Origin of the sequence: Bacillus sp. AFS077874, from assembly GCF_002566505.1 — a bacterium.
Classification (GTDB): Bacteria; Bacillota; Bacilli; order Bacillales; family Bacillaceae_G; genus Gottfriedia.
In genome coordinates this window covers 554,169-568,607 of sequence record NZ_NUYF01000005.1, presented here as the reverse complement: position 1 = coordinate 568,607, position 14,439 = coordinate 554,169, and the positions used below count along the sequence as shown (strand labels likewise).

The following is a 14,439-nucleotide window of genomic DNA, read 5'->3' as shown; positions in this document are numbered from 1 at the left end:
AAGCACTTTTATAGAAATATTTTGACTGGGATCGTTAAATGGGGAGAATGATTAAATGTTAATGGTACTCGTAGGAATTGGCTGTGTTGCATTTATTATCATTTGTGGTTGGATAATTAAAAAGCTGGATAAATAAATTACTTTTAACTTCAGTTTTAAATTATAAACTTATTTTTATACAGATTAATATAGAAAGAGAAATTGGAGTTTAAATAAACTTCAATTTTTTTTTGTTTAGGAAAATTTTATTATTTGCTCTGTTTAATTTACATGTTGATTTTTATAAGTAATTAAGGGAACCTTCATTTTGTGAGGTTCCCTAATCTCCTTAACTAATTTCACAAAAATTATAAATGGAATAAATGCATAAATAAAAATACAATAGGAGGAATTAGTAATGATGGTAGTAGATTTAAAGTATTACATTTCTTAATACCCAATATACTTAGGCCTGACGCTATAATTAATATACCTCCTACAATCGTCACTTCATTTAGAAGATCATTGCTTAAGGAATTCTTCATTAGTATTGCAATTAAATAGATGGAACCCTGCCACGTAAATAAAGCGATACCAGCAAAAATTATTCCGATCCCAAAAGTGGAAGCTAAAACAATCGAAGTAATACCATCCAAGGTACCATTTGCTAGTAGATACGTGTAATCTCCTTTTAAGGCTGCTTCTACTGGACCTAATATCGATAATGTTCCAATACAAAATAATAAAATAGCGGTTGATAACCCTTCAGCTAAATTACCTTTAGAATATTTATTAACTAAACTATTAAATCTTGATTCCAACTTGAGTTTTTGCCCAATTAATCCACCTATGGCTAAACTTATAATAAAAAGCACTGGATATTTGCTGGAAGGCAAATGTTGTACTAATGAGTTTATCCCTAACCCCAAAGCTACTAATCCCATCGCCTGCATAAGGATTTCATGATATTCTTCTTTAATTCCTTTTTTAAAGATGCTTCCGATCAAGCTCCCGGCTATAATCATCATTGTGTTAAATATCGTGCCAAACATATTTCCATATCTCCTTTAATTAATAGTATATTAATAAAAAATAAACCCTCTAGTAACTAGAGGGTCAAGTGGTTTTTTATTATTAAGTTTACTCGTAGGGTAATAAAATTTCAGTGACATGTTTTTCTTCATCATTGGTAAAGCCATAATCAATAAGTGTAATTTCAAACGAATCGTCTAACAGATCATAATTGTGTTTTTTCATATAAGTCAACAATTTTTTATAATAACCAACTGCATCAATGTGAGTACCTTTAAATCGAACTCTCAAATAGTTTCTTGATGGAATAAGAATGGAGGTTGGAGGTATGTGATCACCATCTTCAAGTACCATGAAAATACTAGAATATTTATCAAAAACATTATTTTTCAAATTAGAAGCTGAGATCGAGATTCCAATTTTTCCTAAAAAAATTTCCTCATTAATTCCAAAACTGTTCCTTAATTCTGTAATAGGTAATTCAATATCATCGCCTAAAACGTAATCATGGCGTAAATATGCTACATGCATTTCAGGAAGTGTTATTTCCGAAATTTTATCTAAAGGTGTACTAACAGCATCTTCAATTTGCAATAGGCGACGCGATATTTTAGTTTCAATAATCTCCAATTCTTTCTTTTTTTGGGCAACTTCATCTTTTTGTTTTTTTAACATTTCAACAAGAGCATCAATTTCTCGATAATTAAAAAAATCTATAATTTCGTTTATTGGTAGATCTAAAGCCCTCAAATATTTTATTGAATTCAACCGTTCAAACTGCTGTGTTGAATAATATCTATAGTTGGTCTTTTTATCGATAAATTCTGGACGTAAGAGACCAATCTGATCATAATACCTCAGAGTCGCAATTTTGATTTGGAATAATTTTGATACTTCACCAATTGTAAAATACTCTTTCATTTCTTAAAAACTCCTCTATTTTGCCATGAAAATGATATTCCTTAAAATCAAATATTCTTTAATTTCAATAACATCAAATTTTTGATAAATGTAATTACCTTCCCGAATGATTGTTTTAATTAAAATAATACATTCAATTCGAATCGTCATCAATTAATAAAAATTATTCTATTTGGAAACTAGAAAATTCAATCATCAAATTAGGATGGGTAATGATAATATAAGAAAAAAGAAAGAAAATTAGTAAAATTTCAATCAATTAATGAAAAGTAGGAGCTGGTAAAATGGAAAAAGAGATTTATTTAATTAGACACTGTGAAGCAGAAGGACAGCCATTTGAAGCAAATCTAACAAAGCGAGGTTCAATACAGGCTAAGCAATTGAGTGATTTTTTCTTAAAGATTAAAATTGACCAAATTATTTCAAGCCCTTTTTTACGTGCAATTCAATCAATCGAACCGACAAGTAATGAAAAGAAAATAGACATTGTTCTCGATGAGCGACTGTCTGAACGTAAGCTAAGCTCGATTGATTTACCTGACTGGCTTGAAAAATTAAAAGCCACATTTGAAGATCTAGAATTAAAATTCGATGGCGGTGAATCAAGTCAAGAAGCTACTAATCGTGCAATAAGCGTAATAGATGAAATCATCAAAAGTGAAAATCAAATTACAATCGTTGTAACTCATGGGAATTTGATGTCTTTAATTATAAAACAGTTTAACAAAGAATTTGGTTTTGAGAATTGGAAAAGTTTAAGCAATCCTGATATTTATCTTTTAACGTTTAAGAATAATGAGTTTGATTGCGAACGTGTGTGGGAAGTTGAATAAGAAAGTTGGTACCCAAAAGTTATTGAATAAATTGATGATAAAAAAATTTAAAAAGCTAACGAGGACTGTCTAAATGATAAAAAACAAAATTTATAATATATCACAATCTGAAATTGCTAAATTAAAAGACCAAATGATTAGTGATACTTCTTTATTCCTAGTAGAAATAGATGGAGAAAAAATCCAAACGTGGAAAGAGTATATTACTGAAGTCGAGACAAAGTTTGAATTTCCAAGATCATGTGAGTTTATGGAGGATAGATATTTAGATTGGATCACGGATTTGACATGGTTTGAAGAAGGAAAATATAAAGAAAATAAAATTGATAAATTCGCAATAATCATATTTAAATACAGCGAATTTTGTGTAAACAAGTTATCAACTAAAGTAGAAATCATTGAAGATTTTTATGAGACAATACTTCCATTTTGGGAAGAAGAAGTTCAAAGGGTAGTCGTGGGTGGAAAACCAAAATCCTTTAATTTGTACTTAGTTGATTACATTATTTCGTTTAGAGTAAAACAACTAAAGCATGCATTAGTTCGATAAGGAATTAACAACTACTAAACCCAAAAATAAATTTAAAATGATTACGTTTCTTTTTTATTTGTTTAAAGCCTTCTTTAAAGTCAATTATAATAACTGTTTTAACTAGCCAAATTCTTATATAGTATTGGTTCCGGTCAAATAAAAACCTCAGACAAAGGAAAAAACACAACCAAAGTCGTATAAATAATTATCGACATTTTGGAGGTGCTTTTTTTTAGGTTAGATGTCTAATAATAAATGAGTGTGTTTGTTTAAAATTGGTTTGCTTAAAAATAGGAGAAATTATACAAAATGGGAAGGGATTATGAAATGAATAAAGAAGACCTACTAAGTAAAGGATATCGGAAATATTCTGGAGAAGAGATTGAAGTTTATTTCAGCAAAGATATCTGTACACATTCAGGTAATTGTGTAAGGACAATGCCGAAAGTGTTTGATACAAAGAGAAAGCCATGGATTCTTGCTGATAATGGAGAAGCAGATTCAGCTATGAAAACGATCGATTTATGTCCAAGTGGTGCACTACAATATATTTATAAAAAAGGATGATAAATAATATGAATATTGAAAAGGCAGAGAAAAAACACTTCATTGAGAATGAAGAAGGGAAAATTGTCGCTGAAATTACATTTGTACAAGCTGGAGCATCAAAAGTGATCATTGATCATACTTTTGTCGATGAATCCTTGCGAGGACAAAACATTGCCAGTAAACTTGTTGCTTCTGTTGTAGAAGAGATGAGAGAACAAGACAAAAAGATTGTGCCACTTTGTCCATTTGCTAAGGCTGAATTTGAACGCAAAAAGGAATATCAAGATATGCTTGCGTAAATATACACATTGTTAAATGATGGCAACAATCGTCCCTTATTACATTTTTTTCTATCCATCATGTTAACATCATTACATATGAGTACCAAAAAGGGATGTATGGAAAAGTCAGGGGAGTATTTGTAATGGGTTGGATTCTTATAGGAACAAGTAAAGACCAATTAACTGAAAAGAAATATGGTTTTATTTATGAATTATTTGTGTTAGAGCAATTTAGAGGAAATGGAATTTCAAAACCATTGATAGACTCTGGTATAGAACATCTTAAACAAGATGGATATTCAGAAGTTCGTTTAAGTGTATACGCAGGTAATCAAGCCATTAAACTGTATGAAAAAACTGGATTCAAAAATAGAACCATTACGATGAGCATGCCTATTTAAAACAACTGTTTACAGATTAAACGCTGAATTTATTAAAAATTAGGGAACCAGTAAGATCCCAACATTTTATTGAAAAATCAACCTGATATAGCAGAGCCTAATTTTTTAAAACAATTATTTTTTTTACGGAGCTAAAAGGCAGGATAGTGCAATAATGAATAAATAAAAAGCAGTAGACAAATAAGACAGAAAAGTTATAATAATATAAAAACAAATTAAAAAACTTTGAAGAGAAGAGTAAATAGAATTCATTCATCTTAGAGAACTCCAGTTGCTGAAAAGGAGTATGAATGTACTATTGAAGCAAGACTCTGAGTTTCATATCGGAACCAATAATGGCGATGGTATGACAGGCGCTCCTGTTATAGAGCTTGAGTATGTTTATAATGTACTTAATGAGGTTAATGTGATGACATATTAACAAACTGGGGTGGCACCACGAAACGATAGGTAAACTCGTCCCCAAGACTACGGTCTTGGAGGGCGAGTTTTTTTATTTGTACAAATTAAAAATATTTATTTAGAGGTGTTAAATGATAAAAAATAAGTTGTATGTTACTTGGAAAAAACCTTTGCTTTTACTATTTGGAATAGGCGTTTCAAATATTGGTGATTGGATTTATTTAATCGCCCTAAATCTAATTATTTTTGATATGACTAAATCTGTTTTGGCTGTATCCACTCTTTATGTCTTGAAACCACTTGCAACAATACTTACTTAACCTATGGGCTGGTAGTTTAATTGATCGATTTAACAAAAGGAATTTAATGGTATTTTTGGATTTTTTGAGGGGATTATTAATATTCTTATTACCAGGTATATCATCCGTCTTTCTGATCTTTGTAATCGTCTTTATCGTTAATATGGGAAGTTCAATGTTTTATCCAACATCAACAACTTATATAACTAAATTAATTCCACAGAATCAGAGGATTCGCTTCAATGCTTTGCGTAGTTTAGTTCAATCTGGAGGATTCCTAACTGGACCAGCGATTGCAGGTCTACTTTTTATGATTGGTATACCTATGTTCGCTATTAATATTAATGCGATCTCGTTTCTCATTTCAGGAATTGTTACAGCTTGTTTGCCTGATTTAGATAAGGTAGCAGTGCGAAATGTAAAATATGAGAAGCTCTCCATCAAACTAATTAAGAAAGATTTTACTGAGGTTTTAAAATTTAGCCGTAAATCAAGTTACGTTATGATAATTTATTTTTTGTTTAATAGTATATTAGTTTTAACGGCCGCTATTGATTCATTAGAAGCAGTGTTTTCAAAGAGTGTACTTCATTTGAGTAATACAGAATATGGTGTTCTAGTAAGTATTGCTGGTGCAGGAATTGGTATAGGTGCAATTATCAATACAATTTTTGCAAAAAGACTAACTCCTTCTTGGCTTATGGGGATTGGAACAATTTTTTTATCATTAGGATATATCGTATATTCATTTTCTAATTCTTTTTCAACGGGTGGGCTCGGATTTTTCTTATTATCATTTGCGTTGTCTTTTGCAAATACGGGATTTGATACATTTTACCAATCCAACGTAGATGTTAAGATAATGGGAAGAGTTGGAAGTATCTATGGTTTTGTTGAGGCGATATTAGTGATAGTTTCAACTATGCTAATTGGATTTTCTACTCACTATGTATCGGTTAAAATGTCAGTAATTACTGGTAGTTTAATTATGTTATTTTTAGCGCTATTTTTAAGTGTATTTATTATTCGACCTTCAAGCGAAAACTATTTCAGAAGAATTGAATATAAATAAAGTTTTTAGAATTAAGTAAAAAAAATTTTCGTCTAATTCAATTAACGCATTAGATAGTTCAATTTTAAAAAGATTAGAATCATAGTTTAAACGTGTTTGGAGAGATTTATTTGAATGATTTAATTTTAGATACCGCTGCATTTTCAAAATTAGAATCTAACTTTGATACATACGAAATAATAGACGCAGATTGGAAAGATGAATATGGCCTAGTAGTACTTCTTAAGGAAAAAAAGAAGTATATACTCTTCTTTAATGATGAAAATTTTGTTTCACTCAATCTAAAGGTAGATTTCCCAATAGTAAGATGGGTAGATAGGGAGACAATTGTTATTGTAGACTCTAGGGAAGAATTAAACAAAGATAATGCTTTTATTTTAAATATGAATGGTATTATAGTAGATTCCTTTAACTGTGGGGATGGTGTAGAAGATCTCGAAGTAGGAAAGGAAGGAATTTGGATTAGTTATTTTGATGAAGGTGTTTTTGGAAGTGGAATTTCTACAGAGGGTTTAGTGTTATTCAGCTTAGAAGGCAAAGTTCTTTTTAGATATCACTCTGATTTGTTAAAGGGCCCGAGTATAGATGATTGTTATGCGATTTCTAAAGGAAAGGGTTCGACTATATGGCTATTTCCATATTCTGAATTTCCATTGATACAACTATATCCTGAATCAAGAGACATAAAAACTTATAAAGTCCCAGGAAAATTTCGAGGTTCACATGCTATAAGTATAAGAGGTAAGTATGCATATTTTTATGGTGGCTATAGCTCAAAATATGAGCTTTATTGTTGGGAAATTGGGAAGAAAAAACATGAAATGATAGGGAGAATCGATGGGATAGCAAGAGGATTAGGTAATGGTGAAAGTAACCATTTCATTTCAAAGTCAGATAAATTTATAAGATTACATAGGATAATAAAAGATGATGAATTCAGTTTTTCTTAAACATTGATATATAGTTATTGAAATGATTGCATCCTTTTTTAGCACTTTTTTATTAATGGATGATTTTTATGAATTATTATAAGAATCAACCATCAGAAGTTAATTCCTTAATGATTAATTAAAAAGAACACTACTTTTTTAGTTACTCAAAAACTGTAGTGTTCTTTTCTTTATACTGAAGTTAATGTTTATCTTTGATCACAAGAGTTTCCCATCCATCATAATTACCACCGAAATGCTCTGAAGCTTCGATTAAGTAATCAGTTAGTTCATCGATGCTATCTAGATCAACATGATCTAATCTAGAAATACGTACGGTAAATTCATACTCTTCATCTAAATCTTCATCATTATTTGAATACTTTCCTTCAAAATTAAAACCTTCTTTTGCTATTTCACTAATAAACTCTTTTATCTTTATTTCATCATTGAATAGAATGAAATGTTCAACTTTACGAGGTAATTTTAATTTGTCACCAGATCTTTGTAATTGCTCGATTAATTCAGCATTGCTTATATGCTGCAGATGGTATTGGTTTGGATAAAGAAATTCGAAATAATATTCCCATAGTTCTTCTTCATCCATACCATACATTTCAAATTCGTAATCATTCGCTTCAATAATTTGTTCAGCAACTTCGATAAGCATTTTAGGATCTTGTTCAGAAGTATAATAGACAAGTTCCCTAAAACCATCAGTCGTAACTCTTCCAACATTAAGGTAGAGCTTTAGATTAATACGTTTTTCAATATCTTTATTAACTTTTTCTAAAACTTCTAATTCATGTTTGCTAGGAAAACCTCGTTCGTCTGGATTTTTTAATTGTAGTTTTATACAAACAATCGTTGGATAATCTTCAATGTTTACTTCTTCCGTTACTTCCATATCTAATACTACAGTAGCGGGTTTATCATTTATAAAACTAAAATACGCATTCCAATACTCAGACATTTATATTTCTCCTAAATAAAATTTGACTTTTATCGCTTCACACGAATTTCTAATTCCTCAAGTTTAAGTGATAATTTATCTTCATCAATATTAATTTTTAAATCTTCAAATGTATATTCAGCAAAATGAGGTATATCAATTGTTATTGCAGAAAGCTCTTTACTAATAAAAGTAGAGTCCTTCCCAGCTTCTAATTTCTTTTTGTAGCGATTAAATTTAGAATCAAGATTTTCCATATTCTCGTACAATTCTTCAACTGAGTTATAAAGTTGAATTAATGGAATAGCCGATTTTTCTCCTACTCCAGGGCAACCAGGTATATTATCACTAGAATCACCTAATAATGCCTTTACATCAACCCATTGTTTCGGATGGATACCATAATCATTACTGAAGTGCTCAAGGGAGTAAACAATTTCACCTGTTTTTTGAGCAATGATTTGAGATGTATGCTCGTTTATTAATTGTAGTAAGTCTCGATCATTACTATAAATATAGCATTTATTTTTAACAGAATTAGACCAATTATTTGATAAAGTACCCATTAAATCATCGGCTTCATACGGTGCCATTTCTAGTTGAGCAATACCGATTTCTTCTAATGCTGTTTTTAAAGTGAAATATTGTTCAATAAGTGGTGTTGGTAATTCTCCACGAGTTGCTTTATAAAAATCATATTTATTTCGACGGTCAGTTTCTTCACGTTTTACATCCCAAGTAATGGCAAGATGAGTAATGTTATGTTCTTTAATTAAGTTAAAAAGCTTTGGAATAAAGACTCTTAATGCATTTATATAAACGCCATCTTTCGTCTTAGAAAGTTGTTCATCACTTCTCCCATAAGAAGTTGCAAAATAGCCTCTACTTAATAAGTTAAAGCCATCAATTAATAATAAAGATTGATTTTCCATTTTTAAATCACCTAATATATATATATTTAATATAAAAATGATAGCATATCCTACTGAAAATGATAACTAGTGTATTACTGCCAATTAGAATGAAAGAACCGTTAGTAGGCACATTTTATTTAATTTATGTAAATTGACATAAAACTTTCATTAGAAAATTGAATTTTCTGTTTATTTATTAACTAACTTTTACTATAATGGAATTTATATAAAAAAATGCAAAGGGTAGGTAGTTATATGGAGAAAGTAAAAAGTACTGTTAAGATTGAGGATATTTTAGTTGCCTATAATACGTTAAAAGAAGTTACGAATAAAACACCTTTGCAGATTAGTACAATGCTTAGTGAAAAATATGATTGTAACGTATTTTTAAAGCGAGAGGATTTACAAATAATCCGCTCATTTAAGCTTAGAGGAGCATATTACAAAATTAGCAACTTGTCTTATGAAGAAAGACAAAAAGGGGTTGTATGTGCAAGTGCAGGCAATCATGCCCAAGGCGTAGCATATACATGTAATCATTTGCAGGTGTATGCGAAAATATTTATGCCATCAACAACGCCGAATCAAAAAGTTTCACAAGTGAAATTCTTTGGTGGACCATTTGTTGAAGTTATCTTAATCGGTGACACCTTTGATATTGCTCATCAAAATGCACAAGCATATTGCAATGAAAATCAAATGACATTTATTCATCCATTTGATGATCAAGATGTAATTGCAGGGCAAGGTACCGTAGCAGTTGAAATATTAAATGAAATTGACCGTCCAGTAGATTATATTTTCGTAGCAATCGGCGGAGGTGGATTAAGCTCTGGAGTTGGAACTTACATAAAAGGAATTAGTCCTTCAACTAAGGTAATTGGAGTAGAGCCGCTGGGTGCTGCTTCGATGGCTGAATCGATTGCAAATGGAAGAGTTGTAACTTTACCTTTTATTGAGAAATTTGTTGATGGAGCAGCGGTTGGCCAAGTTGGTTATTTAACTTATGAAATCTGTAGAGATGTACTTGACCAAGTTGTCGCTATTCCAGAAGGTGAGATTTGTACAACGATTTTAGAGCTTTATAATAAAAATGCAATCATTGCAGAGCCCGCTGGAGCTATGTCTGTATCAGCTTTAGAATTATTTAAAGATGAAATAAAAGGAAAAAATGTCGTTTGTATCGTATCTGGTGGAAATAATGATATTGACCGACTTCAAGAAATAAAAGAAAGGTCTTTAATACATGAAGGACTAAAACATTATTTCATCATCAACTTCCCACAACGATCTGGGGCATTACGTGAATTTCTTGATAAAGTATTAGGACCAAACGATGACATTACGAGGTTTGAATACACAAAGAAAAACAATAAGGACAATGGGCCAGCACTAGTTGGAATAGAATTGGCCAATAAATCTGATTATAAAGCATTGATTGAGAGAATGAATTGTCATGAAATACAATTCATGGAAATAAACAATAACCCAACATTGTTTAATCTACTCATTTAGTAGAAAGTGAAAAACCCCACAAGGTAATTAATTCCCTTGTGGGGTTTTTGATTTCTCGCAAAAAATACAATATACAAGAGCAATATATATTTTTTTAATTAGTTTATGAATGAGTAGTTCATGAATAAAGTACGTATTTCTTAAAACCGTACATTCTCGAAAAAAATCAATACTTTAAAATTAAGTGAACAAGATCAACTATTTCTTTGCTCTTCAATTAGCCAAATTTTTTTTATATTATATGAATCATGACTGTTGACATCATAAATTAGTTAAAATACAATATTTCTAGAAATACTGAAATAAGCGCTGGTTTTGAAAGGAGGTTAAAGTGGTGAACGATGATATTGCAGTAAAGGTTTATAAGGCATTAGGGGAATCCACTCGTTTACAAATTGTTAAAGTACTTGCTAAGCAATCTGAATTAGCTTGTTCAGAAATGAAAAACCAAATAAAGATATCGGCCAATTCTACATTGACACATCATTTAAAACCATTACTTGATTGCGGCTTGCTAACAGTTCGCAAAGAAGGAACCTTCAGATACTATAGTTTACAACGAGAAGTTTTGGAAAAATACGCACCCGCTTTACTTTAAAAATAAAGCGGTAAAATTTTAGTTTCTATTTCAGTATTTGCAGAAATACCTAATAATCTAAGGGGGAATTGAATATGAGTTTAGTAAGCAAAGATGAAACTAGTTGGGGAAAATTAGAAAATGGTCTAGAAAGTAAACTTTTTGAACAAGTAAAAATAGGTGCATGGAATTTACGTAGTCGTACTGCAATGGCTCCATTAACAAGAAGTTTTGCAGATGATCAAACAGGTGTTGTTGGAGAAGATGTAGTCGAATATTATCGTAAACGAGCTGCAGATGGAGTAGGTTTGATTATTTCAGAAGGAACAGTAATAAGTCCACGTGGAAAAGGTTACCCAGGTATTCCAGGTATTTATTCTGAGGATCAAATTAAAGCTTGGAAAAAGGTAACTGATGCTGTTCATAAAGAGGGTGGCACAATGATTTCTCAAATATGGCACGTAGGCCGATTATCACATCACGAGCTTGCTGGAAATATGCCACCACAAGCACCTTCAGCGATTCCTGCAGAAGGATTAGTTTCTCGTTTTCGTAAACCATACGATATACCAGAAGAAATGACTACCGAGGATATTAAAGAAGTAATCAATCAATATGCTCAAGCAGCAAAAAATGCGATTGAAGCTGGTTTTGATGGAGTCGAAATTCACGCTGCACATGGATACTTAATCGATCAATTTAATTCAGATGTTACAAATCATCGTACAGATCAATACGGTGGTGATCTTCCACAAAGATTAACCTTCATGAAGGAAGTAATAAAAGCAGTTATCGAAGCAATTGGTACTGAAAGAACGATGATTCGATTTTCTGCTCATAAAGCTGATATTCCTGGCTATATGTGGGAAGACCCAGAATATGCAATTCGTACATTTATTGAAGCATTCAAAGAAGTTGGTGCAACTTTATTACACCCTTCGATTATGCAATTTGATCGTATACTTGCAGATGGTAAAACGATGCATCAGCTTGTTAGAAAGTACTGGGATGGAATTATTGTTGGAGTAGGAACATTAAATCCTGAAATGGCAGAAAAAGCTATCAATGAGGGAACAATTGATGTTGCTGCGTTCGGGCGTCCTCTAATTTCGAATCCGGATCTTTTACACCGCTTGAAAAATGGTGAAGCAATTGAAGAATATGATGTTAAAAAGCATCTAAATGTTCTAATCTAAGCTTTGATATGAATAGATAATAGGAAGGAAGTTGATCAAGTGGCTTCCTTCTCTAAAGTTTCGTATTTCGGTATTTATAGAAATATATAATTATGTTGAGAGGAATTATTTTATGACAAATAAAGGGAAAATTTATATTTTAGCAATGATAAGTTTTTTAGTAGGAACATCGCAATATGTTATTTCTGGAATCTTAGATAAAATGGCCGATGAATTTGGTATTTCTATTGAAGCTGCAGGGCAACTAATTACGGTGTATTCATTAATCTATGCGATCGGTACACCGATATTAATGGCCGTATTAGCCAAAATGGAACGTCGAAAATTACTACTATTTTCTTTAAGCGTATTTATTTTAGGTAATTTATTAGCAGTAATTGCGCCTGGTTACGGTTTGTTTATGGTTGCGCGCATTATAATGGCGTTAAGTGCGGGAGTTACTGTTGTAACTGTGCTTAGCTTGGCTGCAAAGATTGCTCCAGCAGATAAAAAGGCAAGTTCAATTGCCACTGTTGTCATGGGATTTACGGCTTCACTAATCATAGGGGTCCCAATTGGCAGATTTATAGCAGCTGCTTATGATTGGAGATTAGTCTTTCTTGGAGTTGCCATATTCGTTTTAATTTCTTTAGTAATTATCGTTAAAACAATTCCACAAACAAATGGTGATCAACCGATTCCATTAATGCAGCAGATTGCATTGATTAAACAACCAAAATTCGCATTAGCTTTATCGATTACTTTTTTCTTAATGAGCGGATATGGAATCGTATTTACTTATTTATCACCGTACCTTATTCAAACTACTAAGATGAGCGATCACGTATTAAGTTTTGCTCTTTTATTACTTGGTATCGCTAGTTTATTTGGATCTAAATTCGGGGGATTCAGTGCAGACAAGTGGGGAATAACGCTTACTTTAAAAAGAGGATTAGTCCTTAATATTTTATCGATTTTATTATTATCATTTATCTCTAGTTCAATCAATACAGTGATCATTATCCTTACATTATGGTCATTTTCTGGATGGTCATCTGGGGCAACACAACAATTTAACTTAGCAACAATTTCTCCTAAATCATCTGATGTTTTATTAGGTTTAAATCAGTCAATGATGCAATTAGGCTTTGCATTTGGAGCAGCAATCGGAGGGCTTGCAGTCAGTCAATTGTCGATTCGTTCAATTACATGGATGGGTTCAATTCCTGTAGTGGTTTCTTTAATCGTAACAGTTGGATTATCTCGTTATTTAATGAATGAAAAGAAAATTAGACAAGGCGTTGGCACGCAAATAAGAGCCTAAATGGATAATTTATAGTTGTAAAAAAATTTATTACTTAGTTTTGTGAAAAAATAATTTATACTTTTTGGGGTTGTCTGTTGTGTCGTGTTAATTGACAAATAGGCGCCCCCTTTTAATGTGAAAAATGGAATGTACGTGTGTTTTAGTAGGTTTTTTTACGAAATTTTTTTATGGGAACGAGAGGAGAAATGCTTATTTTCGATATGGAAGTGACTTAACTGCACTGATTTTAAGTGAAAATACCATTACCAGTATAGGTAATTATTTATTTTATTTGCGATTCTTGGGATTTAATTGCAGATATGGTAATTTTAATTGCGGTTTTCGAATTTTATTTGCAGTTCACTGTTTATTTGCAGAATGTCATTATTTATTTGCACTTCCCAAATGTTTATTTGCAGCTCCGCATAATTTATTTGCAGCAATTCAAACTTATATTTACACCTCAGACTTTAATCAACACGATCCTCCTTTCACCCCTTTTTAACCAACAGATGTTTTACTAAAAAAACAAATTGAATAATATTCGAATTATATGAATCTTTATAATAATTTAAATTCAACCTTTTTCGAATAAATTTTGAATAAAAGTATTCCTAATGCCATGTAACCGATTTATAATTGAATTCGGAAAGCCTCAAATAAGTATATTGTAATCAGTACATAAAAAATTTTCTCTTACAAAAATGGAAAATAATAAAACGATAATTTTTTATATTTATTTAATAATAAATAATAGATATAAAATGGGG

At 31.2% G+C, this 14,439-nt stretch carries 14 protein-coding genes, 2 pseudogenes and 1 other annotated feature; of the genes and pseudogenes, 11 read left to right on the top strand and 5 right to left on the bottom strand.

The annotated features are described in order from the left end of the window. Positions 1–347: 347 nt before the first annotated feature. Together COJ46_RS04540 and COJ46_RS04535 are read right to left on the bottom strand one after the other, a co-directional pair. On the bottom strand, positions 348–1,031 hold the full coding sequence (locus COJ46_RS04540; protein ID WP_097978707.1) for a DUF554 domain-containing protein: 684 nt from the start codon (positions 1,029–1,031) through the stop codon (positions 348–350). Positions 1,032–1,119: 88 nt separating this feature from the next. Beyond that, the gene (locus COJ46_RS04535; RefSeq protein WP_097978708.1) at positions 1,120–1,932 is read right to left on the bottom strand and encodes a MerR family transcriptional regulator; all 813 of its coding nucleotides are present in this window, start codon (positions 1,930–1,932) and stop codon (positions 1,120–1,122) included. A gap of 284 nt (positions 1,933–2,216) precedes the next feature. Here COJ46_RS04535 and COJ46_RS04530 point away from each other — a divergent pair, with 284 nt between their 5' ends. Further along, on the top strand, positions 2,217–2,765 hold the full coding sequence (locus tag COJ46_RS04530; RefSeq protein WP_097978709.1) for a histidine phosphatase family protein: 549 nt from the start codon (positions 2,217–2,219) through the stop codon (positions 2,763–2,765). Positions 2,766–2,838: 73 nt separating this feature from the next. Further along, positions 2,839–3,315 carry a hypothetical protein gene (locus tag COJ46_RS04525; RefSeq protein ID WP_097978710.1) on the top strand — a complete coding sequence of 159 codons (477 nt, stop codon included), beginning with the start codon at positions 2,839–2,841 and terminating at the stop codon, positions 3,313–3,315. 4 nt (positions 3,316–3,319) lie between these two features. On the opposite strand, the gene COJ46_RS04520 is transcribed toward COJ46_RS04525, so the two are convergent. Then, on the bottom strand, positions 3,320–3,484 hold the full coding sequence (locus COJ46_RS04520) for a DUF3977 family protein (protein WP_286133651.1): 165 nt from the start codon (positions 3,482–3,484) through the stop codon (positions 3,320–3,322). A gap of 140 nt (positions 3,485–3,624) precedes the next feature. Here COJ46_RS04520 and COJ46_RS04515 point away from each other — a divergent pair, with 140 nt between their 5' ends. The 5 genes and pseudogenes from COJ46_RS04515 to COJ46_RS04495 all read left to right on the top strand — a co-directional run bounded on the left by COJ46_RS04515 (position 3,625) and on the right by COJ46_RS04495 (position 7,251). After that, complete coding sequence (locus tag COJ46_RS04515) at positions 3,625–3,864, top strand: (4Fe-4S)-binding protein (RefSeq protein WP_097978810.1); 240 nt, start codon at positions 3,625–3,627, stop codon at positions 3,862–3,864. An 8-nt stretch (positions 3,865–3,872) separates the two neighbouring features. Further along, a complete protein-coding gene (locus tag COJ46_RS04510; RefSeq protein WP_097978711.1) occupies positions 3,873–4,145 on the top strand; it encodes a GNAT family N-acetyltransferase in 273 nt (90 codons plus the stop codon). 113 nt (positions 4,146–4,258) lie between these two features. Beyond that, a pseudogene (locus COJ46_RS04505) lies at positions 4,259–4,528 on the top strand (GNAT family N-acetyltransferase); the annotation flags it as partial. A gap of 216 nt (positions 4,529–4,744) precedes the next feature. Further along, positions 4,745–4,995: a binding site (T-box leader), on the top strand. Positions 4,996–5,061: 66 nt separating this feature from the next. Beyond that, a pseudogene (locus COJ46_RS04500) lies at positions 5,062–6,301 on the top strand (MFS transporter). 110 nt (positions 6,302–6,411) lie between these two features. Beyond that, positions 6,412–7,251 carry a TetR family transcriptional regulator gene (locus COJ46_RS04495; protein WP_097978713.1) on the top strand — a complete coding sequence of 280 codons (840 nt, stop codon included), beginning with the start codon at positions 6,412–6,414 and terminating at the stop codon, positions 7,249–7,251. 181 nt (positions 7,252–7,432) lie between these two features. Here COJ46_RS04495 and COJ46_RS04490 read toward each other — a convergent pair whose 3' ends face one another. Beyond that, a complete protein-coding gene (locus COJ46_RS04490) occupies positions 7,433–8,203 on the bottom strand; it encodes a DUF695 domain-containing protein (RefSeq protein ID WP_098565725.1) in 771 nt (256 codons plus the stop codon). Between the two features lie 29 nt (positions 8,204–8,232). Next, positions 8,233–9,114 carry a 5'-3' exonuclease gene (locus tag COJ46_RS04485; protein ID WP_097978715.1) on the bottom strand — a complete coding sequence of 294 codons (882 nt, stop codon included), beginning with the start codon at positions 9,112–9,114 and terminating at the stop codon, positions 8,233–8,235. Positions 9,115–9,351: 237 nt separating this feature from the next. On the opposite strand from COJ46_RS04485, the gene ilvA reads away from it, so the two are divergent. The 4 genes from ilvA to COJ46_RS04465 all read left to right on the top strand — a co-directional run bounded on the left by ilvA (position 9,352) and on the right by COJ46_RS04465 (position 13,687). Next, entirely contained in the window at positions 9,352–10,611 is a 1,260-nt protein-coding gene (gene ilvA, locus COJ46_RS04480; protein ID WP_097978716.1) for a threonine ammonia-lyase IlvA, read from the top strand. 334 nt (positions 10,612–10,945) lie between these two features. Beyond that, entirely contained in the window at positions 10,946–11,209 is a 264-nt protein-coding gene (locus COJ46_RS04475) for an ArsR/SmtB family transcription factor (protein ID WP_097978717.1), read from the top strand. 74 nt (positions 11,210–11,283) lie between these two features. After that, positions 11,284–12,384, top strand: coding sequence for an alkene reductase (locus COJ46_RS04470; RefSeq protein WP_097978718.1), 1,101 nt, complete (start codon positions 11,284–11,286; stop codon positions 12,382–12,384). A 112-nt stretch (positions 12,385–12,496) separates the two neighbouring features. Continuing rightward, a complete protein-coding gene (locus COJ46_RS04465) occupies positions 12,497–13,687 on the top strand; it encodes an MFS transporter (RefSeq protein ID WP_097978719.1) in 1,191 nt (396 codons plus the stop codon). Positions 13,688–14,439 lie beyond the last annotated feature (752 nt).